The 23080-nt window shown below is 72.7% G+C and carries 22 protein-coding genes; 14 read left to right on the forward strand and 8 right to left on the reverse strand.

What is annotated here, in order from left to right; genetic code table 11:
- Nucleotides 1-61: 61 nt before the first annotated feature.
- Complete coding sequence (locus ACFVGY_RS08490) at nucleotides 62-382, reverse strand: hypothetical protein (RefSeq protein ID WP_385673040.1); 321 nt, start codon at nucleotides 380-382, stop codon at nucleotides 62-64.
- Between the two features lie 100 nt (nucleotides 383-482).
- Here ACFVGY_RS08490 and ACFVGY_RS08495 point away from each other — a divergent pair, with 100 nt between their 5' ends.
- The 5 genes from ACFVGY_RS08495 to ACFVGY_RS08515 all read left to right on the forward strand — a co-directional run bounded on the left by ACFVGY_RS08495 (nucleotide 483) and on the right by ACFVGY_RS08515 (nucleotide 6935).
- Entirely contained in the window at nucleotides 483-839 is a 357-nt protein-coding gene (locus ACFVGY_RS08495; protein WP_385673042.1) for a hypothetical protein, read from the forward strand.
- A gap of 435 nt (nucleotides 840-1274) precedes the next feature.
- Nucleotides 1275-2297: a helix-turn-helix domain-containing protein gene (locus tag ACFVGY_RS08500; protein ID WP_385673044.1), complete on the forward strand. Its 1023-nt coding sequence runs from the start codon at nucleotides 1275-1277 to the stop codon at nucleotides 2295-2297.
- A 262-nt stretch (nucleotides 2298-2559) separates the two neighbouring features.
- A complete protein-coding gene (locus ACFVGY_RS08505; RefSeq protein ID WP_385673416.1) occupies nucleotides 2560-4377 on the forward strand; it encodes an AMP-dependent synthetase/ligase in 1818 nt (605 codons plus the stop codon).
- A 145-nt stretch (nucleotides 4378-4522) separates the two neighbouring features.
- Nucleotides 4523-6121, forward strand: coding sequence for an alpha/beta hydrolase (locus tag ACFVGY_RS08510; protein ID WP_385673047.1), 1599 nt, complete (start codon nucleotides 4523-4525; stop codon nucleotides 6119-6121).
- A gap of 61 nt (nucleotides 6122-6182) precedes the next feature.
- Complete coding sequence (locus ACFVGY_RS08515; RefSeq protein ID WP_385673050.1) at nucleotides 6183-6935, forward strand: alpha/beta fold hydrolase; 753 nt, start codon at nucleotides 6183-6185, stop codon at nucleotides 6933-6935.
- Here ACFVGY_RS08515 and ACFVGY_RS08520 read toward each other — a convergent pair.
- Nucleotides 6932-7327 (reverse strand): hypothetical protein, encoded by a 396-nt coding sequence (locus ACFVGY_RS08520; protein WP_385673053.1) that lies wholly within the window; start codon nucleotides 7325-7327, stop codon nucleotides 6932-6934. The two genes, ACFVGY_RS08515 and ACFVGY_RS08520, sit on opposite strands and share 4 nt — an antisense overlap.
- Before the next feature lie 286 nt (nucleotides 7328-7613).
- Between ACFVGY_RS08520 and ACFVGY_RS08525 the strand changes: the two genes are divergently transcribed.
- Nucleotides 7614-9353, forward strand: a complete 1740-nt coding sequence (locus tag ACFVGY_RS08525; RefSeq protein WP_385673056.1) for a hypothetical protein — start codon at nucleotides 7614-7616, stop codon at nucleotides 9351-9353.
- A gap of 407 nt (nucleotides 9354-9760) precedes the next feature.
- Here ACFVGY_RS08525 and ACFVGY_RS08530 read toward each other — a convergent pair whose 3' ends face one another.
- Nucleotides 9761-9964, reverse strand: coding sequence for a cold-shock protein (locus tag ACFVGY_RS08530; RefSeq protein ID WP_030012116.1), 204 nt, complete (start codon nucleotides 9962-9964; stop codon nucleotides 9761-9763).
- A 238-nt stretch (nucleotides 9965-10202) separates the two neighbouring features.
- Between ACFVGY_RS08530 and ACFVGY_RS08535 the strand changes: the two genes are divergently transcribed.
- From ACFVGY_RS08535 to ACFVGY_RS08550, 4 genes are all read left to right on the forward strand, one after another.
- Nucleotides 10203-11054: a menaquinone biosynthetic enzyme MqnA/MqnD family protein gene (locus ACFVGY_RS08535; RefSeq protein ID WP_385673059.1), complete on the forward strand. Its 852-nt coding sequence runs from the start codon at nucleotides 10203-10205 to the stop codon at nucleotides 11052-11054.
- A gap of 363 nt (nucleotides 11055-11417) precedes the next feature.
- Nucleotides 11418-13169, forward strand: coding sequence for a serine/threonine-protein kinase (locus ACFVGY_RS08540; RefSeq protein ID WP_385673062.1), 1752 nt, complete (start codon nucleotides 11418-11420; stop codon nucleotides 13167-13169).
- A 74-nt stretch (nucleotides 13170-13243) separates the two neighbouring features.
- Entirely contained in the window at nucleotides 13244-14443 is a 1200-nt protein-coding gene (gene mqnC / locus ACFVGY_RS08545; RefSeq protein WP_385673065.1) for a cyclic dehypoxanthinyl futalosine synthase, read from the forward strand.
- Between the two features lie 7 nt (nucleotides 14444-14450).
- Nucleotides 14451-15104: a hypothetical protein gene (locus ACFVGY_RS08550; protein WP_385673068.1), complete on the forward strand. Its 654-nt coding sequence runs from the start codon at nucleotides 14451-14453 to the stop codon at nucleotides 15102-15104.
- Here ACFVGY_RS08550 and ACFVGY_RS08555 read toward each other — a convergent pair.
- Together ACFVGY_RS08555 and ACFVGY_RS08560 are read right to left on the reverse strand one after the other, a co-directional pair.
- On the reverse strand, nucleotides 15070-15411 hold the full coding sequence (locus ACFVGY_RS08555) for a response regulator transcription factor (RefSeq protein WP_385673071.1): 342 nt from the start codon (nucleotides 15409-15411) through the stop codon (nucleotides 15070-15072). The genes ACFVGY_RS08550 and ACFVGY_RS08555 overlap by 35 nt on opposite strands.
- Before the next feature lie 62 nt (nucleotides 15412-15473).
- On the reverse strand, nucleotides 15474-16415 hold the full coding sequence (locus tag ACFVGY_RS08560; RefSeq protein ID WP_385673074.1) for a DUF3152 domain-containing protein: 942 nt from the start codon (nucleotides 16413-16415) through the stop codon (nucleotides 15474-15476).
- A gap of 329 nt (nucleotides 16416-16744) precedes the next feature.
- Between ACFVGY_RS08560 and ACFVGY_RS08565 the strand changes: the two genes are divergently transcribed.
- Together ACFVGY_RS08565 and ACFVGY_RS08570 are read left to right on the forward strand one after the other, a co-directional pair.
- Complete coding sequence (locus tag ACFVGY_RS08565; protein ID WP_385673077.1) at nucleotides 16745-17437, forward strand: demethylmenaquinone methyltransferase; 693 nt, start codon at nucleotides 16745-16747, stop codon at nucleotides 17435-17437.
- A 33-nt stretch (nucleotides 17438-17470) separates the two neighbouring features.
- Nucleotides 17471-18382 (forward strand): glutaminase, encoded by a 912-nt coding sequence (locus tag ACFVGY_RS08570; RefSeq protein ID WP_385673419.1) that lies wholly within the window; start codon nucleotides 17471-17473, stop codon nucleotides 18380-18382.
- A gap of 6 nt (nucleotides 18383-18388) precedes the next feature.
- Here the strand turns inward: ACFVGY_RS08570 and ACFVGY_RS08575 are convergent, their stop codons facing one another.
- On the reverse strand, nucleotides 18389-18928 hold the full coding sequence (locus tag ACFVGY_RS08575; protein ID WP_385673080.1) for a GNAT family N-acetyltransferase: 540 nt from the start codon (nucleotides 18926-18928) through the stop codon (nucleotides 18389-18391).
- Between the two features lie 97 nt (nucleotides 18929-19025).
- Between ACFVGY_RS08575 and ACFVGY_RS08580 the strand changes: the two genes are divergently transcribed.
- Nucleotides 19026-20309 carry a geranylgeranyl reductase family protein gene (locus ACFVGY_RS08580; RefSeq protein ID WP_385673083.1) on the forward strand — a complete coding sequence of 428 codons (1284 nt, stop codon included), beginning with the start codon at nucleotides 19026-19028 and terminating at the stop codon, nucleotides 20307-20309.
- A 47-nt stretch (nucleotides 20310-20356) separates the two neighbouring features.
- On the opposite strand, the gene ACFVGY_RS08585 is transcribed toward ACFVGY_RS08580, so the two are convergent.
- Together ACFVGY_RS08585 and ACFVGY_RS08590 are read right to left on the reverse strand one after the other, a co-directional pair.
- Nucleotides 20357-20734, reverse strand: a complete 378-nt coding sequence (locus ACFVGY_RS08585; RefSeq protein ID WP_385673086.1) for a hypothetical protein — start codon at nucleotides 20732-20734, stop codon at nucleotides 20357-20359.
- Between the two features lie 156 nt (nucleotides 20735-20890).
- Nucleotides 20891-21709, reverse strand: coding sequence for a C40 family peptidase (locus ACFVGY_RS08590; protein WP_385673089.1), 819 nt, complete (start codon nucleotides 21707-21709; stop codon nucleotides 20891-20893).
- A gap of 1001 nt (nucleotides 21710-22710) precedes the next feature.
- Here ACFVGY_RS08590 and ACFVGY_RS08595 point away from each other — a divergent pair.
- Nucleotides 22711-23070 carry an NADH-quinone oxidoreductase subunit A gene (locus ACFVGY_RS08595; protein WP_114053663.1) on the forward strand — a complete coding sequence of 120 codons (360 nt, stop codon included), beginning with the start codon at nucleotides 22711-22713 and terminating at the stop codon, nucleotides 23068-23070.
- The last annotated feature ends 10 nt before the right edge of the window (nucleotides 23071-23080 follow it).

Genomic DNA, 23080 nt, shown 5'->3' on the forward strand with positions numbered 1-23080 from the left:
CCGCCGCAGCCCCCGCCCGGTCCGACGTCCGGGAGGGGGCTGCGGCCTTGCCGCCGCAGGACTACTCCAGGGTCGCCATGCGGGCGTACGCGGCCACCCCGAGCAGCAGCGGCGGGGCGAACCACCACAGCCCCATGGCCCGGTGCACCGACGGCACGGCGGTGATCAGCAGCCCGATCACGCTCAGGCAGAGGGCGATGAAGCAGGCGGCGGCGATCCGGGTGTAACCGCGGTCGTCCCACTCGCCCTGCGGGCCGAAGGCCAGCGCCGAGAAGACGCAGAAGGCGTTCAGCAGGTGCACGATCCCGAGCGGGACCCCCAGCACCCAGCGCAGGCACCCCCGGTCCTCAGGCAGGTCGATTTTCTCGCGGCCGTACGTCATCGCAGTGCGTCCTTCTCCGTCGTGACCGTGCGTGTTCGTCGTGAGCGCGCGTGCCGCAGCCCGCTGCTGCCCTGTCGGCGGTCCCTGCTAGCTTCCGCGCATGGCAGATTTCACCAACCGGCGGGAGATCACCTCCCTCGCCCAGCTCACCCCCGTCCAGATCGAACAGCTCCGGCGGTGCGGCGAGGCGTACGACGGCGAGGACCTGTCGCCCGGGCAGCGTCTCCCCTCGGAGACGTCCGACGAAGAATCGGTACTGCACGGTTGCGAGCTCTGGGACGTGGTGGCCGACGGGACATCCGTCTACGAGGCGTGGTTCTACCGGGCGGACAGCGGTTCGATCTTCCTCGCGGGGACCACCGAGATGGTCGCGCAGGTCATCCAGTTCGGCCTGGAGTGCCCCGACGGCGACCGCGAAGCGGAGCTCGGCGCGGCGATGGCCAAGGCCGGCATCTGAACCCGTGCCGAGCCGCACTCCCGTCGCACCGTGCCGCTCGGACCGGATCGCGGTCCGCCGGGAACCCGTGATCCGGGACGCATAAAGCCAAGGACCTGGGAGAAGAACCAACCGACCCGACCCACCTCGTCTGACCCTGCGCGGGGGCGCGCGAGGCGCGCGCGAGGCGCGTCGCCCGGATGGGTGAACTGTGGCAACTGGGCTGGATTTGCCGCCCGTTGCCGGGCATATGCTCGGGCCGACAACAGCAGACATGAGACGGCCCCCGGCGGGACTGCAATCCCGGGCGGGGGCCTGACCAAGTAGGAAGTCATCCCACTTCCCATGGCTCTTTCGAAGCTTAGCGCTGCCCCGCGCGCATCGTCCCGCAATCACGCCGGGACCCCCCGATCCGGTGTCGTTCACGTCAACATCCGGCACACGGCGCACTTCACGGTGGTCGGCAACAGTCTCGCCCGGCACCACGAACTCTCGTACACCGCACGTGGTGTCGCCGTGTACATCCAGTCGCTCCCTCCCGGCTCCCTGGTCGGCGTCAAGGAGCTCGCCAAGCGGTCCCCGGAGGGCGAGGCCAGGATCGCCACCGCCCTGCGGGAGCTGGAGCAGTACGGGTACCTGGAGCGGCGGGTCGAGCGGCTGCCCGGCGGGCAACTCGTCACCCGCACCTACTCGTACAACACGCCGGAGGCCACGTACCGGCAGCAGTGGCCCCAGTCCCCGCCGCCGCCCCAGTCCCCGCCGCCGCCCCTGACCCCGGCTCCGCCGCCGCTGCCCTCGCCGGGCCGTGAACCCGTACGGGAGCCCGAGTGGGAGCCCGAGTGGGAGCCAGGGCAGGAACCCGGGGCCGAGCTGGAGTGGGAGCCCGAGCCCGAGTGGGAGCCGGAGCCCGAGTGGGAGCCGGAGCCCGAGTCGGAGTCCAGGTCCGAGTCGGAGTCCAGGTCCGAGCCGGAGTCCAAGTCCGAGCCGGAGTCCAAGTCCGGGCCGGAGTCCAGGTCCGAGCCGGCGCCCGAGCCCGGGTGGCAGTCGGGGTCGGAGCCCGGGCCGCGACCCGGGCCCGGAGGCGGGCGCGGGCGCCCCTCGCCGGTTCGTGCCCGGGTCGATCCCGCCGCGTTCGAGCTGCTCGCCGGCCTGTGCCGGCACGACCCCCGGCTGCTGCTCTCCGAACGGGACGTGCACCGGCTCGCGGCCGGCGTCTCGGTCTGGCTGGAGCGGGGGGCTGCGCCCGAAGCCGTCGCGCTGCTGCTGTCCAGGGACCTCCCCGACGGCCTCCGCAATCCCGCGGGCGTGCTGGCCTACCGGCTGGCCGCGCTCGTGCCGCCGCACCTGCCCGCAGCCCCGGGGCCGCGACCGGCCCCGCGGCCGGACCCGTTCCAGACGTGCGACGGCTGCGAGCGCGCCTTCCGCGCCCCCGCGCCGGGCCGCTGCCGCGACTGCCCGCCACCGGGCGCCCTCGGGTAGGGCGATCAGGCCCTGCCCGGGCCGCCCCTGCCGGCCCCGGACCCGGCCCCGGACCTGAGGGGTTGGCGGAGACAGCCGGGGCGGGGCGGGTGCGGGTTCGGTGGCGGTTCCGTGCGGGTTCGCGCGGGGGGTGTTCGACGCGGATACCCGTGCGTACATTACCGGCGGTAACCGCACGTCCCCGTGGTGAGTCGAGGAGAGCGCCGTGGAACTGCAGACCGTCCCGAAGCTGGTCGAACCCGTCAAGACCGTCGTCGACGGGATGGTCCGGGAGGTCGAGGTGCCCGCGCTCGCCGGGGTCCCGGACAGCGGATCGCTCGGCGACATCCCGTTCCGCAACGCCCGCGAGGCCCCCCGCGCCGCCGTCCTCTCCCGCAAGGCGCAGGACGGCACCTGGCGCGACGTCACCGCCGCCGAGTTCGCCGCCGAGGTGCTCGCCGTCGCCAAGGGACTCATCGCGGAGGGGCTGCGGGAAGGCGACCGGCTCGCGATCATGGCCCGCACCACCTACGAGTGGACCCTGCTGGACTTCGCCGCCTGGGCCGCCGGGCTGGTCACCGTGCCCGTCTACCCCACCTCCTCCGCCCTCCAGGCCCGCTGGATCATCCAGGACTCCGGCGCCGTGGCCTGCGCCGTCGAGGACACCGCGCAGGCCCGCCTCGTCAGCGCCGAACGGCCCCACCTGCCCTGGCTGACCCATCTGTGGGAGCTCGACACCGGCGCCGTGGCACGGCTGGTCAAGGCCGGCGAGCAGGTGCCCGACGCCGTCGTGCACGCCCGCCGGGCCGCCCGTACACCCGACTCGGTCGCCACCCTCATCTACACCTCCGGCACCACCGGCCAGCCCAAGGGCTGCGTCATCACCCACGCCAACTTCTTCGCCGAAGCCGACAACGCGGTGGAACTGCTGCACCCCGTCTTCAAATCCGTGAGCAAGGAGCCCGCCTCCACCCTGCTGTTCCTGCCGCTCAGCCACGTGTTCGGCCGCATGGTCGCCGTCGGATGCCTGCGCGCCCGGGTCAGACTCGGGCACGCGCCGAGCCTGCGCACCGAAGACCTGCTCGCCGACCTGGCCGGCTTCCGCCCCACGTTCCTGCTCGCCATCCCGTACGTCCTGGAGAAGGTCTACAACACCGCCCGGGCCACCGCCGAGCGCATGGGCCGGGCCGCCTCCTTCGACCGGGCCGCGCGCATCGCGCAGCGCTACGGCGAAACCGTCGAAGACCGCACCCCGGGGCTGGGCCTGCGGGCGGCCCGGGCCCTGTACGACCCGCTCGTCTACCGGCGCATCCGCGCCGCGCTCGGCGGGAGCGTGCGGTACGTGATCAGCGGCGGATCGCCCCTGGGGCGGCGGCTCGCCGCCTTCTACACCGGGGCGGGCATCGAGGTCTTCGAAGGCTACGGGCTCACCGAGACGACCGGAGCCAGCACCGTCACCCCGCCGCAGAAACCACGGCTCGGGACCGTCGGCTGGCCGCTTCCCGGCACGGCGGTGCGGATCGCGGAGGACGGCGAGGTGCTGCTCCGGGGTCGGCACGTCTTCGCCGGCTACTGGAACACGGCCGCGGGGTACGCACCCTTCGCCGCCGCCGGCGGCTGGCTCGCCACCGGGGACATCGGCGAGCTCGACGCCGAGGGGTACCTCACGATCACCGGGCGCAAGAAGGACCTGATCATCACCTCCGCCGGCAAGAACGTGGCCCCGGCCCCGCTGGAGGACTGGCTGCGGGCCCACCCGCTCGTCGGCCAGTGCATGGTCGTCGGCGACAACCGGCCGTACGTCACCGCGCTGATCACCCTCGAACCGGAGGGGCTGGCGCACTGGCGGGCGATGCGGAGGAAGGAGGGCGTGCCGATGCGGGAACTGGTCCGCGACGAGCAACTGCGGGCCGAGCTCCAGCGGGCGGTGGACGAGGCCAACCTGCTGGTCTCCCGCTCCGAGTCGATCCGCGGGTTCACGGTCCTGCCGGGGGAGTTCACCGAAGCCCGGGGCCATCTGACCCCCTCGCTGAAGCTGAGGCGGGCGGCCGTCGCCCGGGACTACGAAGGCGAGATCGAGGAGCTGTACCGCGGGGAGTGAGGTGCGGGGCGTGCGGAGCGTGCGGTGCGTTCGTGCAGGTCCGGGGCGGGGTGCGGGTGGCTCCCGGGTTCTCGGGCGGCGGGGGTGGGCGCGGGCGCTTATCGTGGGCGCAGACGGATCGGGGGGCCGCCCCGAGGAGGGTGCAGTGCACCGTTCCCGCACCGGAGCCGCGGTCGGCGCAGCCTGCCTGCTCGTGTCCACCGCCGTCGCCGCCGTACCCGGCGCCGGCCCGGAGACCGGGCCCGTGCTCGCCCGGGGGACCGCACCTGCCGCCGCGACCGCGTCCGCCGTGGCATCCGCCGCCGTGTCCGCGACCCCGTCGCCCGCCCGGCCCCGCATACGGTGGGGCGCCTGCCCGCAGCAGCCCGTGCCCGCCGGGATGCGGTGCGGCACCCTCACCGTGCCGCTCGACCACTCCGCCCCCGCCAAGGGCACCGTCCGCATCGCCCTCGCCGAGATACCGGCCAACGGCCCCCGCGCCGGGCGCCGCGGCTCGCTGCTGCTGAACTTCGGCGGGCCCGGCGGTTCCGGCGTCGGGGACCTCGCCGCCCACGCCAAGGCCTTCGCCGAGCTCGGCGAGCGCTACGACCTCGTCGCCTTCGACCCCCGCGGGGTGGGCCACAGCGCCCCCGTCAGCTGCGGAGGCTCCATGGAGCCCGAGCCCGTCGGCTCCGACGACCCCGCGGAGGCGCTCGCCGCCCTCCGGGCCGTCGTCGCCCGCTGCGAACGGGCCTCCGGGCCGGTCCTGCCGTACATCGGCACCGTGCACGTCGCCCGCGACATGGACCTCATCCGCCAGGCGCTCGGCGAGGACAAGCTCAACTACCTCGGCTTCTCCTACGGCACCCGCCTCGGTGCCGTGTACGCCGCCCAATTCCCCCGCCGGGTCGGCCGGATGGCCCTCGATGGTGTCGACACCCTCGGTGACCCCCTCGTCGAGCAGGCCCTCGTCTCCGCGCAGGGCCAGCAGCAGGCCCTGGACAACTTCCTGTCCTGGTGCGCCCGCCAGCCGGGCTGCGTGTACGGGACGAACACCCGCACCGCCAAGGAAGACGTGGCGGCCCTGGTCACCCGGCTCGAAGCCGCCCCCCTCGTCGACAAGGGCGGCAGCGTGTTCACCGGAGGCGACGCCGTCACCGCCATCGCCATCGCCCTGTACTCCCGCGAGCTGTGGCCCGACCTCGCCGCCGCCCTCGACCTGGCCGAGCGGAAGCGCGACCCGCGCGGGCTGCTCGGCCTCGGCGCCCCCGCCGACCCGGACCAGGACGGCGCCAAGCCGCCGCCCGGCCTCGTCCCCGCCGACAACGCGGTCGCCGCGATGACTGCCGTGAACTGTGCCGACGACCCGGACCGCAGCGCGGACAAGGCGAGTCCGGCCGTCGTGCTGAAGCGGATCGACGGCCTGCGGGAGCAGTTCCGCCAGGTCTCGCCGATCTTCGGACCGCGGCAGCTCCTGACCGTCCTGGCCTGCTACGGACGCCCCGCGGGCACCGACTTCATCCGCAGGATCGACCGGCCCGGCGCCCCGCGCATGCTCCTCGTCGGGACCCGCGGCGACCCCGCCACGCCGTACCGGTGGACCGAGGAGACCGCCGAACGCCTCGGCTCCGCCGTCGTCCTCGACTACAAGGGCGACGGACACACCGGTTACACCGCCTCGCCCTGCGTGCGCGGCTACGTCAACCACTTCCTGATAGACGGCCGCCTGCCGTCCGGCACGCGGTCCTGCCCCGCCGACGAATGACCGCAGGTGGAGCCCCTGTTCGACCATGCGATCGAACATTTATTCGTATACGGTGCCCCTCATGGGGAACTTCGTACTCGTACCCGGCGCCTGGCTCGGGGCATGGGCCTGGGACGCGGTGGCGGCGGAGCTGCGCGCGGCGGGCCACGACGCCCATGCGCTGACGCTGTCCGGGCTCGCCGAGCGGCACGGGGCTGCGTCGTGGGCGGGCCAGCAGACGCACGTGTACGACATCGTCGACGCGGTCGAGCGCCTGGACCTGCGCGACGTCGTCCTGGTCGGCCACAGCTACTCCGGAATTCCGGTGGGCCAGGCGGCCGAACTGATCGGTGACCGGCTCGCCCGGGTGGTCTTCGTCGACGCCGACGTTCCCGTGGACGGGGAGTCGTTCGTCTCCGGCTGGCCGGGCGGGGTCGAGGTGGCGGCGGCCATCGAGGCGAACGGCGGCCTCTGGCCGGCGCTGACGGCGGCCGACTGCGCGGGCCAGGACCTGGACGAGGAGCAGATCGCCCGCTTCGTGGCCGGCGCTACCCCGCACCCGGGCGCCGCCCTGACGGAACCGGCAGCACTCGCCCGCCCGCTGGGCGAGCTCCCGGCGGTGTACGTGAAGTGCCTGCTGGACGGGCCGGAACCACCGCCCGCGGCGGCCGAACTGCTCAAGAACGACAGCTGGTCCCTGCTGACCCTGGACACGGGCCACTGGCCCATGTTCTCCCGACCGGCGGAACTGGCGGGGATGTTGGCCGGGCTGTCGTCGGGGACGGGCGGAATGCACCCGGGCGGCGCGGGAGACCCGTCGGGCCCCCGCCGTTAGCCCTTGCGCTCCGCCCTGAGCTGCGCCAGCTCGTCCTCGTGCCGTCGCAGGTCCAGGGCCACCGTCCCCCGGGCGTAGTGGAAGGTGCCGGCGGCGGCCAGCGGGACGGAGAGGGTGAGGAGGACGAGCAGGTCGGCCGGGTCCCGTTCGGTGGCGCAGCGTTCGCCCTCGGTGGCGGCGTACGAGCGCCGCTTGCCGTCGCCCTCGTCGTAGAAGACGGGGGAGGCGCAGTCGATGCTCCGGCTGGAGCCGTAGTTGACGGTGAAGGGGGCCAGCAACTGGTAGGCGAGCCAGAGCCAGATGGCGCCTGCCGCGATGAGCAGGAACACGCCCAGGGTGCGCTTGCGGTCCGCGCGTTCGCGGAAGGTCGTCTCGTGTGCCTCTGCTGTCATGAACGCCGAATCTAGTCGAACGCGTGCGACGACGGCTGCTCCTTTATTCATCTCAATCCATCAAAGAACCGGCAAGAGCAGCCAAATGGCGACTCATCGGTGCATAACCCCAACATTCGGGCACCCTTTGGGCGTTCTGTCGTCGTGCAGGTTTAAGCCGAGACGAATGGTGTGTCACATCTCCTGGGGCGCCGGTGAGTCGCCTCCGAATACCTGATAGACAGTGAATATTCACGGCTCGACCCGCCGTACAACTTGCCGGCCGCCTTGGGGGGATCGCCGCACTGTGAAGCCGCTTCACCGCCACCTCGTCAACACCTCGCGCAAGGTTCTGTGTACGGCCGCGCTCGCGGCCAGCCTCACGACCGCCGCCGTGGTGACCAACCCGCCCACGGCCGACGCGGGCGAGTCCGAGCCCACCCCGGACAGCCCCCAGGCCACCGACCGCGGCGACGCCCGCCTGGATCTGCCCGGCGACGTCGCCGACCCGGCGGTGCCGCCGACCGCCGGCGCGGGCGAGGGGGCCAGCGGTATCCCCGCGACCGCCCTCGACGCCTACAAGCGCGCGCAGACCGCGGTGGCCGCCGCGCTCCCGAAATGCCAGCTGCCCTGGCAGCTCCTCGCGGGCATCGGCCGGGTCGAGTCCGTCCACGCCTCCGGCTACGGGCTCAAGTCCGACGGGTACACCGAGAAGCCGATCCGCGGCCCGCAGCTGAACGGCCAGGGCTTCGCCGAGATCAAGGACACCGACAAGGGCGAGTTCGACGGCGACGCGGCCTACGACCGGGCCGTCGGCCCGATGCAGTTCATCCCCTCCACATGGGCCACCTGGGGCGCCGACGGCAACGGAGACTCCAAGCGCGACCCGAACAACATCTACGACGCCGCCCTCGGTGCCGGCCTGTACCTGTGTGCGGGCGACCGCAACCTCTCCGACCAGGCACAGCTGGACAAGGCGATCCTCAGCTACAACAACTCCCGCGAGTACGTGAACACCGTGCTCGGGTTCATGAAGCAGTACCAGAGCGGTACGAGCGAGGTGCCCAACCCGCCCACCGGGACCTACCCGACGCCCACCAACCCGGTGCTGCCGACCCCGCGCCCCACCACGACCACGCAGCCGAAGCCGTCCACCAGCACGGGGACGACCACGAAGCCGTCGACGAACCCCGGCAACCCGTCCAAGCCGGCCGAGCCGTCCAAGCCGGCCGAGCCGGAGAAGCCCGCGCCGCACCTGGCCAAGGTGGAGGTGCTCGGCAGCACCGAGCTCAAGGCGGAGGCCGGGGCCGCGTTCACCGCGGTGCCGCGGGTCAAGGCGGTGCTCAGCGACGGCAAGCCGGCCAAGGGGCAGGCCGTCCTGTTCGCCGTGGAGGACGACACGACGGGCACGTACTTCGGCGTCCAGGGCCGGTCCCACCTGGTGGTGCAGACCGACGCCCAGGGCATCGCCGCCGCGCCGGGCCTCGTGGCCGGCGCCAAGCCGGGCACCTTCACGCTGCGGGCCTCCGGCTACGGCACGGCGACCCAGTTCACGGTGAACTTCAACGGCGTCGTCGCGGCGAAGCCCGCCCCGGCCGTGGCCGACCTGCTGACGCGCGCGGACGCGGGAGCGGGCAAGCCGCTGGAGGTCGCCGCAGGGACCGCCGTCACGGGCATCCAGGTGAAGGCGACCGCCGGCGGCAAGGCGGTGGCCGGTACGCAGGCGACCGCCGGGATGGTGGAGCAGAAGGACGGCCAGTGGGTTCCGGTGGACCCGGCGAAGGCGAAGGGCCCGTACTTCAAGGGGGCCAAGGACGGCGAGAAGCTGTTCAGCCTGGAGCTGGCCCCCTCCAGTGCCGAGGGCCTGATCGCCCTGCCGGAGCTGCTGACCGCGGACGTCGCCCCGGGCACGTACCACCTGCAGCTGATCACCAAGGAGAAGGTCGTCCTGATCCTGGAGGTGAAGGTCACCGCCAAGGCGGAGACCCCGGCTCCGCAGACGCCGTCCCCCGCCCCGTCCCCGACGCAGTCCGCCGTCAAGCCGTAAACGGCCCGGCCGGCTCCGAGACGAGGGGGGGGGGGGGGGCGCGCCCCCGGGGGGGGGGGCCGCGGCCCCCGCGCCGTGCGCCGCGAGCGGGGCGCCCCGCGCGGCGCCCGGCGCTCCCCGCCCGCCCCCCCGCCCCCCGGGCCGGCCCCGAACCCCCCACACCCCGCCCGCGGGCCGACCCCCCCGCCGCCCCCCCCCCCCGCCGAGGGGGGGGGGCCGGCCCGTTTCACACGTTCGGCCCCGTTGTGCCGTCGCCGCACGGCCGGTCCAGCCCCGACCCGCCCTGCCGCGCGGCAAAAAGGCAGGAGCCCCGCCGTCCGCCGTTCGCAGGGCGAACGGGGAGGCAGGGCTCCTTGGGTACTGCTCTCAGGTACTGCGATCCAACCGGTTGGGGTTGGCCCTGGCGATTAGGCCGGGGTGACGTTCTCCGCCTGCGGGCCCTTCGGGCCCTGCGTGACGTCGAAGTTCACGGTCTGGTTCTCCTCGAGGGAGCGGAAGCCAGAGGCGTTGATCGCGGAGTAGTGGACGAAGACATCCGGGCCGCCGCCGTCCTGGGCGATGAAGCCGAAGCCCTTTTCAGCGTTGAACCACTTGACGGTTCCGGTAGCCATGAGCCCTCCTATGGGCCAAAGGGTCGCCCTGCTCCAGAACCTGCTAAGAAGTCTGAAAACTACTAAAGCCCGCGGGTCACATTCTCCGCAGGCTTCGTACTGCAAGGGAAACCAAACTGCAACTTGCGTCTGAGCGTAGCACGCACCCCGCGGCCGAGACCAGAGGGAAAGATCACGTCACCCGGACGTTTGAGACCCGCTCGAAGGCTGACGCGGGGCCGCCAGCTAGTCTCGCGATGTGGACGTCTATCGCAGCCGGCCCCGGGTCGGCCACATTCAGTTCCTGAACTGCCTTCCCCTCTACTGGGGACTGGCCAGAACCGGCACCCTGCTGGACCTGGAGCTGACCAAGGACACCCCCGAGAAGCTCAGTGAGCACCTCGTCCAGGGCCGTCTCGACATCGCCCCGATCACCCTGGTCGAGTTCCTCCGCAATGCCGATCAGCTCGTCGCCTTCCCCGATCTCGCGGTCGGCTGCGACGGCCCGGTGATGTCCTGCGTGATCGTGTCCCAGGTGCCGCTGGACCGGCTGGACGGCGCCCGCGTCGCCCTCGGCTCGACGTCCCGCACCTCCGTACGCCTGGCCGAGTTGCTGCTCGCCGAGCAGTACGGGGTCCGCCCCGACTACTTCACCTGCCCTCCCGACCTGGGGCTGATGATGCAGGAGGCCGACGCGGCCGTACTGATCGGTGACGCCGCGCTGCGCGCCTCGCTGCACGACGCGCCGCGGCTCGGCCTCGACGTCCACGACCTGGGGTTGATGTGGAAGGAGTGGACCGGACTGCCGTTCGTGTTCGCGGTATGGGCCACCCGCAAGGACTATCTCGACCGTGAGCCGGCCGTCGTGCGGCAGGTGCACGAAGCCTTCCTCGAATCCCGGGACATCTCCCTGGAGGAGGTCACCAAGGTCGCCGAGCAGGCGGCCCGTTGGGAGGCCTTCGACGCCGAACTGCTGGAGCGGTACTTCACCACCCTCGACTTCCGCTTCGGGCCGGAACAGCTCGCCGGCGTAAGGGAATTCGCGCGTCGCACGGGTCGCTCGACGGGCTATCCGGCAGATGTCGCGGTGGAGCTGCTGAAGCGGTCCTGAAGGTTCCCCGGTGCGTTCGGGCGCCTGTTCGCGTTCCGTTTCGTGCTCGGTTTCTTGATCGGATTACCGGGCGGCGGTCCGGGTTCCGGTCATGGCCTCCCCGGGAATTCCCGGGCTTTTCCTATCGTCATCGTGGCGCCGTCCGGCCGTCGCCGTGAATTCGCGCGGCCGCTGCCGGGAATTTCCCGACGCGCCCGCCCGCCCCGCGCGTGCGGGGGCCCGTACGGACCTGCCGCCGGCCGTCGGGATCACCGGGCGCGCGCTGGGGTCGAGCCCGCGGGAACGGCCCCGGCGTCCCCCTGACGGCCCTAAGGTGGATCACGAGGTGGATCACGCAGTCGGGACCACGGGGGAGGGGACGGGATGCAGCCGCTGGAGTCCGGTGAGCCGCGGAGCATCGGCGCGTACCGGCTGCTGGGCCGGCTCGGCGCGGGAGGCATGGGCCGGGTCTACCTGGGCCGCAGCGCGGGCGGCCGGACGGTCGCCGTCAAGATCGTGCACCCGCACTTCGCCGCCGACGCCGAGTTCCGCACCCGGTTCCGCCGCGAGGTGGAGGCCGCCCGGCGGGTCGGCGGCGAGTGGACCGCGCCCGTCCTGGACGCCGACCCCGAGGCACCAGTGCCGTGGGTGGCGACCGGGTACGTGGCGGGCCCTTCGCTGGGCGGCGCCGTGGCCGCGCACGGGCCGCTGCCGCAGGCCGCCGTGCGGGCGGTGGGCGAGGGGCTGGCCCGCGCCCTGGCCGCGGTGCACGGACTGGGTCTCGTCCACCGCGACGTGAAGCCGTCGAACGTGATGCTGACCCTCGACGGGCCCCGCCTGATCGACTTCGGGATCGCCCGCGCCACGGACGGCACCGCCTCCCTCACCTCCACCGGGGTCTCCGTCGGCTCGCCCGGCTACATGTCGCCCGAGCAGATCCTCGGCAAGGGCGTCACCGGCGCCGCCGACGTGTTCTCCCTCGGCGCGGTGCTGGCCTTCGCCGCGACCGGGCGGCCCCCGTTCACGGGCGACAACTCGGCGACCCTCCTCTACAAGGTGGTCCACGAGCCGCCGGACCTGGACGCCCTCCCGCCCGGCGAGCTGCGCGACCTGGTCGCGGCCTGTCTCGCCAAGGCGCCCGACGCCCGGCCGGCCCCCCGGGCCGTCGCGGACGCGTTCGACGGGGCCCTGCGCACCCCCGGCTGGCTCCCCGCGCCCGTGGTGGAGGAGGCCAGCCGCGCCGCGGTGGCGCTGCTCGACCTGGAGGCCGTGGCGGCGGAGCCGGAGGGCCCCTCGGGGCCGGTTCCGTTCAGCACCCCCTCGTACGGGGGCCAGGTGGCGGCCGGCGGCACGGGCGTCGGTGTCGGCGCCGGTGTCTTCGGTGCGCCGGACCCCTCTTACGGTGGCTCGTACGGGGGTCCGGCCGGGACCGGGGCCGCCGCCGCTCCGGCAGGACCGTACGGCGCGCCGACGGAGACCGCCGGCAGCGGCGCCGGCAGCGGTGGCGCCGGGGTCCCGCAGCCGCGCACCGCCCCCGGCGGCGAGGGCACGGCCCCCGGCCGCAAGGTCACCGTCACCGCCGCCGGGCGCCGGTTCAGCTGCACGGTGGTGGTCGCGGCGGCCGCGGTGACGGCGGCGCTGTCCGGCGGGCTGTACGGGCTGGGCCTGCTGCCGGGGACGGGGGGCCAGAGCAACCACGCCACCGAACCGCCGTCCCACGCGTCCCAGCCCTCCGAAGCGGCCTCGAAGGCCCCGAGCCCGGCCCCCGCCGCCCGGGACGACGTCCCGAAGGAGCTGACCGGCACCTGGAAGGGCACGGTCACCACGGCCCGCATGGGGGTCCCGAGCGAGTTCGAGATCACGATCAAGGCCGGCCGGATCGGCGAGGTCGTCGGCCGCGACAAGTCGGTCCTGCCCCTCCTGGGCACCGACTGCTCCGGAGACTGGAAGCTCGTCTCGGCCACCGACCGGTCGCTGGTCCTGGACACCTCCGGCGGCCCCAACCCGGCCCCCGGAATCTGCTCCAACGGCTCCTCCGACGAGCGTTTCGCCCTCAACGCGAACGGCACGCTCCACTACCGCTCGGGGGACGCCGCGGCCGGAAACCCCGAGGGAGACCTGACCCGCAGCCGGTGAATTCCGGCACCGGGCCCTGGCGTAGGCTGGATCGGTCCGGATCTCTTGACACACCGCCGAAGGGTGACGCACCGGTGACCGACCAGGCCGCTCTCCAGTCTGTCCTCGACCGTGCCGCCGCGGGGGGCCGGATCACCAAGGAGGAGGCGCTCGACCTCTACCGGCACGCTCCGCTGCACGCCCTCGGCCAGGCCGCCGACACGGTGCGCCGCCGCCGCTACGCCGGCACCGAGCACATCGCGACGTACATCATCGAGCGCAACATCAACTACACCAACGTGTGCGTCACGGCCTGCAAGTTCTGCGCGTTCTACGCGGCGCCCAAGGACACGAAGAAGGGCTGGTCCCGCGACCTCGACGACATCCTGCGCCGCTGCGCGGAGACCGTCGAACTGGGCGGCACGCAGATCATGTTCCAGGGCGGCCACCACCCGGACTACGGCGTGGAGTACTACGAGGAACACTTCTCCGCCATCAAGAAGGCGTTCCCGCAGCTGGTCATCCACTCCCTCGGCGCGTCCGAGGTCGAGCACATGGCCCGGATCTCCGGGGTCTCCGCCGAGGAAGCGATCAAGCGGATCCACGCGGCCGGCCTGGACTCCTTCGCGGGCGCCGGCGCCGAACTGCTGCCGGAGCGGCCGCGCAAGGCGATCGCCCCGCTGAAGGAGTCCGGCGAGCGCTGGCTGGAGATCATGGAGATCGCGCACGGGCTGGGCGTGGAATCCACCTCCACCATGCTCATGGGCACCGGCGAGACCAACGCCGAGCGCATCGAGCACCTCGCGATGATCCGCGACACGCAGGACCGCACGGGCGGCTTCCGCGCGTTCATCCCGTACACGTACCAGCCCGAGAACAACCGCCTCAAGGGCCGCACCCAGGCGACGGTCTTCGAGTACCTGCGGATGATCGCCATCGCGCGCCTGTTCCTCGACAACGTCGCCCACATCCAGGGCTCCTGGCTGACCGTCGGCAAGGAGGCGGGCCAGCTGTCCCTGCACTACGGCGCGGACGACCTCGGCTCGGTCATGCTGGAGGAGAACGTCGTCTCCTCGGCCGGTGCCAAGCACCGCTCCAACCGGCAGGAGATCATCGACCTCATCCGCAAGGCGGGCCGCACCCCGGCGCAGCGGGCGACGACGTACGAGCACCTCCTCGTGCACGACGACCCGGCGAACGACCCGGTCGACGACCGCGTGGTCTCGCACATCTCCTCCACCGCCCTGGAGGGCGGCACGGCGCACCCCGAGCTGAAGCTCATCCCGGCCGAGTGACCCGGCCTTGCTGACGTTGCACGTCGCCGGGCTCCTCGTCGTCGGGCGGGGGGCCGAGCCGCTGGCCGGCGGGGCCGTCCTCGTCGAGGGGGACCGGATCGCGGGCACCGGCCCGTACGAGGAGCTCGCCGCGGCCCGGCCGCACGCGCGGACCCGCCGCTGGCCCGGGGTGCTGACCCCGGGGCTGCTGGTGCACGGGGCGCAGGAGCTGCTGGAGGGCACGTACTACCCGGACGACCCGTACGAGACCGCCGAGCTCGGCACCGAGCCGGTGACCGGGGCGCCGGCGCTGGCCGCGCTGCGGCTGACCGATGCCCGTCGGGGCAACAGCGCCCGGCGGGCGACGCAGCGGCTGCTGGCCCGCGGTGTGGTGGCGGTGGCGGGACGGCTGACGGTGCCGGCGGTGCGCACGGCCGTGGTCCGGTCGGGGCTGGAGCTGCTGCCGCCGGTGGCCGGGGGTGCGGGCGGGCCTGCGGTCTCGCTGGACCCGTTCGCGGGGCGGGAGCGGGTCGAGGAGGCCTTCCACGGGGTGCTCCGGGCGGGTGCTCCGGCCCGGTTCGCGGTGTTCGCGGCGGCGGACCTGCCGGAGCTGGCGGCGGTGGGCGCGACGAGCTGTGTGGCCACCGTCATCGGCGGGCGGCTGCTGCACCGCCGGCGCTGAGCCCGCCCGGGCCGCGCCCGGTGGCGCCGAGGCGGCCGTCCTCGCGGGCCAGGGCGGCCAGCAGGCAGGCCTGGAGGCGGCTGATGCCGCCCAGCTTGGTCCGTATGTTGTGGACGTGGAACTTGACGGTGCTGACGGACAGTTGGAGTTCGCCGGCGAGTTCCGCGTTGGAGGCCCCGGTGGCCAGGCACAGGAACACGGCGGATTCCTGTTCGGTGAGCTGCACCGCGCGCCGCAGCCCCTCCTTCTTCTGCGCCGGCTTGTAGGCCGGGAACCAGGCAGGGACGCTGAAGCTGACGACGCGCACGTTTCCACTCCTCGCCCCCGGCCTTCACGGCCCGGACGGTCGACTCACCGGCTCTCCCCGCCCTAAGGGACGGGCGGACCGGACAGGTAGGTTCCCTTTCCGTCGTACGGCCAGGCGTTGGCGACGCAGCCGAGCAGCCCCTTGATCTGCTGCATCATCGCGGGGGCGGGCTTGCCGGGGCCGGGGCAGGTCTCGTGCCCACGGCCTATCTCGTGGCCGACCTCGTGGTTGACGATCAGCGCCCGGTACTCCTCCACGGGTCCCTTGAACTGCGGTGATCCCTCCTGCCAGCGCTTGAGGTTGACGACGACGTCGTGTCCGGCGCGGCAGTTGGTCTCGCCGACGAGCTCGGGGGTGACCACCTCGCAGAGCTTGTCGGTGGTGGTGGCGGTGGCGATCTTCACGGTGAAGTCCACGGGGCTGCCGGCGCCGACGAGCTGGAAGCCGTACGCCGGGTCGGCTATCCAGCCGCGCGGGTCCCCGAGGATCGTCTCGACGGCCTGGGCGGCGGTGTTCGGGTCGATGCCGCTGCCCTCCTCGACCTCGATGCGCCAGCGGCGCGCGGTGCCCTTGCCCTGTGGCTGGCCGGAGCGGTTGGAGGCGGTGAACACGCCGCTTCCGGCGGCCGGGACCGGTGCCTTGGGGCTGGCGGACGGCTTCGAGGAGGCCGAGGGGGAGGGGGCGGACGGGGTGGCGGCCTGGCCGGGGACGGGAGAGCCGTGGGCGCCACCGGCGGACCGGGAGGCCCGTTCGGACGCGTCGGAGGGGCGCGGGTCGGCGGTCAGCCGGTCCGCGACCGTGGTCGTCTCCGGTTCGGGCCAGGCCGTCCACAGGGCGGCGACGGCGGCGACGGCGGTGGCCGAGGCGAGGAGGGTGCGGCGCAGCCTGCGGCGCCGTTCGGCCCGGCGGCGGGCCCGCGGACCGCGGGGCGCGCCCGTCCCTCCCGCGGTGGTGCGGTTCGCGGACTGGCGGGGGGAGCGACCGGTGGAACGGCCTGCCGGCATGGTGAAGCCCTTTGCTCGGGCGGCCCCCGTCGAGATCCGGCCACCGGGCGGTCCGGAGCCGGCGGGTGGTGACCGTCACCGGGCCGCGCCCGCCCAGTTAACCCCTTCTGTCGCTCAGGGCATAACTGTCCTCGGGGCCAGTTCGGTTGGGGCTGCCGACGACACCCAATCGGAATGGCTTATTCCGGCCGGTGGGGCCCCGGAACGGAGGGGACGCGCCCCCGCGGCGGCCGGGCAGAGCCGCCGCCCGGCCACCGCCCGGGGCCTGAGAGGATGGCCCCGTACGCAGACGGACCGGAACCAACGACGCACCTGAGGGGCCCACGCCAGTGACCCGCGCTTCCCTGGACAAGCAGCCGCACGAAGTCGCCTCCATGTTCGACGGTGTGGCGGCGAACTACGACCTCACCAACGACGTGATCTCCCTCGGGCAGGCCCGCCTGTGGCGCAAGGAGGTCGCCAAGGCCGTCGCCGCCCGCCCCGGGCAGAAGGTGCTGGACCTGGCCGCCGGGACCGCGACCTCCTCGCTGCCGTTCGCCGCGACCGGTGCGTACACGGTGCCCTGCGACTTCTCCCTCGGCATGCTCCGCGAGGGCAAGAAGCGCCACTCCTGGCTGCCGCTGACCGCCGGCGACGCGACGAAGCTGCCGTTCAAGGACGACGTCTTCGACACCGTCACGATCTCCTTCGGGCTGCGCAACGTCCACGACACCGACGCCGCGCTGCGCGAGCTGTACCGGGTGACCAAGCCCGGCGGCCAGGTCGTCATCTGCGAGTTCTCCCAGCCCGTCTGGGGGCCGTTCCGCACGGTCTACATGGAGTACCTGATGCGCGCCCTGCCGCCGGTGGCCCGCGCCGTGTCCTCCAACCCCGACGCCTACGTGTACCTCGCCGAGTCGATCCGCGAGTGGCCGGAGCAGCCGGAACTGGCGGCGCTGCTGCGGAAGGCCGGCTGGTCCAAGGTCGCCTGGCGCAACCTCACCGGCGGCATCGTCGCACTGCACCGCGGCTTCAAGGCCTAGCCGGCGGTGGCGGCGGCGGTGGACACCGGGTTCCTGGACTACGCGGAGCTGCTGGAGCGGATCGCGGCCGATGTCGAACCCCTGGTCGGCAGCGGCACTCCCGCCGAGTACATCCCCGCCCTGGCGGAGGTGGACCCGGCGCAGTTCGGCATGGCCGTGGCGGACCTCGACGGGAACGTCGTCGGGGTGGGGAACTGGCAGACCCCCTTCTCCGCCCAGTCCATCACCAAGGTCTTCGCGCTGGCCCTGGCGCTGGCCGAGGGCGGCGACAGCCTGTGGGAGCGGGTGGGCCGGGAGCCCTCCGGCAACCCGTTCAACTCCCTGGTGCAGCTGGAGTACGAGAACGGCATCCCGCGCAACCCGTTCATCAACGCGGGCGCCCTCGTCGTCACCGACCGGCTGCAGACCCTGACCGGCGACGCGAGCAGCGAGCTGCTGGAGTTCCTGCGCCGGGAGAGCGGCAACCCGGACATCGGCTTCGACGCCGAGGTCGCCGCCTCCGAGCACGAGCACGGCGACCGCAACGCCGCCCTCGCCCACTTCATGGCCTCGTACGGGAACATCGCCAACCCGGTGCCCGCCCTGCTCGACCACTACTTCTGGCAGTGCTCCATCGAGATGAGCTGCGCCGACCTGGCCCGTGCCGCGCGCTTCCTGGCGCGGCACGGGCTCCGGGCCGACGGCTCCCGGCTGCTGACCCGCAGCGAGGCCAAGCAGATCAACGCGGTGATGATGACCTGCGGGACGTACGACGCGGCGGGGGACTTCGCCTACCGCGTCGGGCTGCCCGGCAAGAGCGGGGTGGGCGGCGGCATCGTCGCCGTCGTCCCCGGCCGCTGCACCCTCGCCGTGTGGAGCCCCGGCCTGGACAGCCGGGGCAACTCGGTGGCGGGCGTGGCCGCCCTCGACCGTTTCACCACGCTGACCGGACTGTCCGTCTTCTGACCGCGGTCAAAGGGCGAGGGCGTAGCGGCGGCCGGTGCGGGTGCCGCCCGGGAGCGGGAAGACCTCCTCCAGGGTCATGCCGAGGCGCTCGGCGACCGCCACCGAGCGCGCGTTCGCGTCGTCGATCATCGCCACGACGCGGGTCACCCCGGCGGCGCGGACCCGCTCCAGGGTGGTCAGCGCGGCGGCGTACGCGTACCCCTTGCCCCAGGCCGACCGTGCCAGGCGCCAGCCGATCTCTATCTCGCCGACCGGCCCCCAGGTCTTCTCCGCAGGCCAGGGCTGTGCGCCGGTGAAGCCGAGGACCTCGCCGTCCTCGTCCAGGAGCGTCCACAGGCAGTAGCCGAGCTGTGCGTCGTGCATCCGCTGCCGCGCGGTGAACTCCTCGTACGCGGACAGCTCGGCCGGGCCGCCGAGGAACTCCATCACGTCCGGGTCGGCGAAGACGCCGTGCCAGGCGTGCGCGTCCTCGTCGGTGGGAACGCGCAGCCGGACCGCGGGGAGCGGCCGGGAAGGCGAGGTCGGCGAGGTCGGCGAGCTTGTCATCAGGTAACCCTTCGGATTCGCGATCTCTCTCGCTGCATAGACTGCACACGTCCCGTGCCCATGGGCACCCCCTATCGAGCCTTCGGGAGACCCCGCAGTGACCGAGCCCCTCTCCGAACACTCCGCGGATGTGATCGTCGTCGGGGCCGGGCCCGCCGGCTCGACCACCGCCTACTACCTCGCCAAGGCCGGACTGGACGTCCTGCTGCTGGAGAAGACGGCGTTCCCGCGCGAGAAGGTCTGCGGCGACGGCCTGACCCCGCGCGCCACGAAGCAGCTGGTCGCGATGGGCATCGACATCTCCGAAGAGGCCGGCTGGCTGCGCAACAAGGGCCTGCGGATCATCGGCGGCGGCCAGCGGCTCCAGCTGGACTGGCCGGAACTCGCCTCCTTCCCGGAATACGGACTCGTCCGCAAGCGCGACGACTTCGACGAGATCCTGGCCCGGCAGGCCCAGAAGGCCGGCGCCCGCCTGCACGAGCGCTGCAACGTCGGCGAGCCGATCCGCGACCCGCGCACCGGCCACATCACGGGCGTGCACGCGAAGCTGGGCGAGGAGAAGACCCCGGTCACCTTCCACGCGCCGCTCGTGGTCGCGGCCGACGGCAACTCCTCCCGGCTGTCGCTGGCGATGGGCCTGCACCGGCGCGAGGACCGCCCGATGGGCGTGGCCGTCCGCACGTACTTCACCTCGCCCCGGCACGATGACGACTACCTGGAGTCCTGGCTGGAGCTGTGGGACCGGCGCGGCCCGCAGGACCGGCTGCTGCCCGGCTACGGCTGGATCTTCGGCATGGGCGACGGCACGTCCAACGTCGGCCTCGGCATCCTCAACTCCTCCTCCGCCTTCCGGGAGCTGGACTGGCGCGAGGTCCTCAAGGCGTGGTGCGCGTCCATGCCGGAGGACTGGGGCTACACCCCCGAGAACATGACGCAGCCGATCCGCGGCGCGGCCCTGCCGATGGCGTTCAACCGGCAGCCGCACTACACCAAGGGCCTGCTGCTGGTCGGCGACGCGGGCGGGCTCGTCAACCCGTTCAACGGCGAGGGCATCGCGTACGCCATGGAGTCGGGCCGGATCGCGGCCGACGTCATCGTGCAGGCGAACGCCCGGGCCACGCGCGCGCAGCGCGAGCTGGCGCTGCACAACTACCCGAAGGTGCTCAAGGAGACCTACGGCGGCTACTACTCGCTCGGCCGCGCCTTCGTGAAGCTGATCGGCAACCCGAAGGTCATGAAGGTCGCCACGCAGCGCGGCCTGACCCACCCGGTGCTCATGCGGTTCACGCTGAAGATGCTGGCCAACCTCACCGACCCGGCGGGCGGTGACGCGATGGACCGCATCATCAACGGCCTGTCGAAGGTGGCCCCCCGGGCCTGACAACCGGACGAACCGACCCAACGGGCATGCAGGCCCGGTGAGGCGGGTCAGGCGGGTCGCGCCGGGGTTCCCCCGGTGCGGCCCGCTTCGTCGTGGGACGGGGCCCCGGAGGGCGCCTGAGGGGGTTTCGGGGGCTCCGCGGGCGGCGCGCCGGCCCCGTGCACGGCGCTCACGCAGCGGGCCGTCAGCGCGGCCCCGTACGCCAGCATCGCCAGGGCCGCGGCCCACACGAGCGCGAGCAGGGCGGGGTGTCCCGGTTTGTCCCACGGGCGGGCGGTGTTCAGCAACAGGCCGCCGGCGGCGAGGAGGAAGAGCCCGGCGGCGGCCGGGAGGGCGGTGGCACCGGCCGGACCGTCGCCACCGGGGCGGCCGTCCGCGCAGCCGTCGTGGTCCTCGTACGGCTCCGGCAGCCGCGGTGCGTTCACTCGCCCACCTCCACCGGGATGGTAGGCGCCCCGCCCGTACGGGCGGTACTTCGGGCCGGGCCGCCGTACGGGCGCACGGCGAAGGGCCGGTACTGCGACCCCGAGCGGGGGAGTACCGGCCCTCCGGCCGAACCGGGTGCCCTGAGGGGCAGGGGCTCAGAGGACGCGGACGGCGCCCGTCGGCCGGTCGTAGCTCAGGTTGCGCTCGACGATGCCGGTGCTGGGGTTCTGCGCGCCGACGAACTTGCCGCCGCCGACGTAGATCGCGACGTGGTAGGCGCTGCCCTTGGCACCCCAGTACAGGATGTCGCCCGGCTGGAGGGCGTTGAGCGAGACGGAGGTGCCGTACGAGGACTGGGGCTGCGAGGTGCGCGGCAGCGTGATGCCGGCCTGCCGGTAGGCGGCCTGGACCAGGCCGGAGCAGTCGTACGCGGAGGGGCCGGTCGAGCCCAGGACGTAGGCCTTGCCGACCTGCGCGCGGGCGAAGTTGACGATGGCGGCCGCGGAGCCCTTCGGGGCGGTGACGGTTCCGACACCCTGCTCCGTGGAAGAGCCGGCGGCGGAGGCCGTCTTCAGCGAGGTGCGCTCGGCGTTGCGGGTGGCGCGCTCGGCCTCGGCCTTGCGGTCGGCCTCCTGCTTCGCCTTCTTCTCGGCGGCTTCCTTGGCCTGCTTCGCCTCGGCGGCGGCGCCGCTGCGGGCGCTCTCCTCCTCGGCCTGCAGCTCGCCGTTGATGGCAGCCGCGCGGCTGTTCTCCGCGGCGGTGGTGACGGCGGAGGAGACCTCGGAGGCCAGGTCCAGGTTGAGGACCGGCATTTCGAGGGTCTCGGTCACAGGCTCGGCGGCGGGGGACGCGCTCGCCGTGCCTGCCATCGCCAGGGTGCCGAGAACGCCACCGGCGACTCCGGCGCGTACCGCGAGCTTCGAGGCGCTGCGACGGGGCTTCCGGTGGCTGGGTATGTGAGCGGTGTGGGACATGAGAACAACCGCTATCAGGGGGGTGCGGCTCGCTTCAAGAAACGTGGTGTGCGCCACAGTTGCGCGGGAAGTGAGTCAACCGGGCGTGGCGCGGCTTTTATTGACGCCGTAACGGACGAATCGGACACCCCTTCACAGGGCTGTGATCATGGGGTTTCCGCAATAAGTCCTATTTGGTCCCACGCCTACCATTCCCGCGGACAGTTGGCCAAGCCCCGCTTCGGAAGGGTCGGTTCGGGGTGACGCAGGTCACACGAGGGGCGCGCCGTGAGGTCCTCGTGGCCGGTCCGTGATCTCGTCGTGAGCGACTCGCGTCCGAGGCGGTCCGCGGGACGGCCGGAACGGCGGGCGGGCGGATGGCCGGAATGCCGCCGGGAGGTGGCCGGAAGATCGCCGGCGAAGGGACCGGAAGATCGGCGACGCAGGGATCGAAAGATCGGCGGCGAGCGGTCGGAAGATCAGCGGCGAGCGGTCGAAAGATCGGCCGCGAGCGGTCGGAAGATCGCCGGCGCGGACGGCCCGCGTGATGGTCGGTGGGCCGCCCGAGGGCCCCTTCCGGAGCCGCTGGAGATCGTGAACGGATGCACGTGTCCACTTCCGTCCCCGCGGGCTCCCCCGACCGGGCGACGCGAATCCCCTTACCATGGACATCTGAATTCAGCCAAATTTGCCTGCGCCCCTCATCGTTTGATAGGGCGAGACCCCTCCTACCTGGGGTAACGGGGGCGGATGTCACGTTTGGTGATCAAGTGGATGCCTTGCGTATGAAGATCACCACTCATCGGACTTCATGATCGTTCGCCTGGTGGTGGAGATCACAAACTCGGTGTTGTCACCCGTGTCGCAGATCACAGATCGGCGGGCATAGGATGCGCAGCAGCCCGGCTTGTGAACTGCCTCACATGCAAGCGCTCGATCGAGAAGCGCGGTCTTCGCGGGGCAGGGCAGTGGTGCCGGCGCAGCGGTCCAACGGTCAAGGACGACTGGAAGGAGCGAGGAGCGTGAATGCCTACGCGCCCATCCTCGTGCTCGGCGCCCTAGGCGCAGGGTTTGCGATCTTCTCCGTGGTCATGGCCACGCTGATCGGCCCGAAGCGGTACAACCGGGCGAAGCTCGAAGCGTACGAGTGCGGCATCGAGCCGACCCCCACGCCGGCCGGCGGTGGCCGCTTCCCCATCAAGTACTACCTGACGGCGATGCTCTTCATCGTCTTCGACATCGAGGTTGTCTTCCTCTACCCCTGGGCCGTCACCTTCGACGCCCTGGGGATCTTCGGGCTCGTCGAGATGCTGCTCTTCGTGCTCACCGTCTTCGTCGCCTACGCCTACGTCTGGCGGCGCGGCGGCCTGGAATGGGACTGAGGGACTGAAT

The sequence above is a fragment of the Streptomyces sp. NPDC127106 genome (genome assembly GCF_042677605.1).
Lineage (GTDB): Bacteria > Actinomycetota > Actinomycetes > Streptomycetales > Streptomycetaceae > Streptomyces.

Excerpts from the sequence above, each read along its gene's own strand:
- ACFVGY_RS08490 (WP_385673040.1), bottom strand. The coding sequence starts at position 382 with ATGACGTACGGCCGCGAGAAAATCGACCTGCCTGAGGACCGGGGGTGC.
- ACFVGY_RS08495 (WP_385673042.1), top strand. The coding sequence starts at position 483 with ATGGCAGATTTCACCAACCGGCGGGAGATCACCTCCCTCGCCCAGCTC.
- ACFVGY_RS08505 (WP_385673416.1), top strand. The coding sequence starts at position 2,560 with ATGGTCCGGGAGGTCGAGGTGCCCGCGCTCGCCGGGGTCCCGGACAGC.
- ACFVGY_RS08515 (WP_385673050.1), top strand. The coding sequence starts at position 6,183 with ATGGGGAACTTCGTACTCGTACCCGGCGCCTGGCTCGGGGCATGGGCC.
- ACFVGY_RS08520 (WP_385673053.1), bottom strand. The coding sequence starts at position 7,327 with ATGACAGCAGAGGCACACGAGACGACCTTCCGCGAACGCGCGGACCGC.
- ACFVGY_RS08530 (WP_030012116.1), bottom strand. The coding sequence starts at position 9,964 with ATGGCTACCGGAACCGTCAAGTGGTTCAACGCTGAAAAGGGCTTCGGC.
- ACFVGY_RS08540 (WP_385673062.1), top strand. The coding sequence starts at position 11,418 with ATGCAGCCGCTGGAGTCCGGTGAGCCGCGGAGCATCGGCGCGTACCGG.
- ACFVGY_RS08560 (WP_385673074.1), bottom strand. The coding sequence starts at position 16,415 with ATGCCGGCAGGCCGTTCCACCGGTCGCTCCCCCCGCCAGTCCGCGAAC.
- ACFVGY_RS08575 (WP_385673080.1), bottom strand. The coding sequence starts at position 18,928 with ATGACAAGCTCGCCGACCTCGCCGACCTCGCCTTCCCGGCCGCTCCCC.
- ACFVGY_RS08590 (WP_385673089.1), bottom strand. The coding sequence starts at position 21,709 with ATGTCCCACACCGCTCACATACCCAGCCACCGGAAGCCCCGTCGCAGC.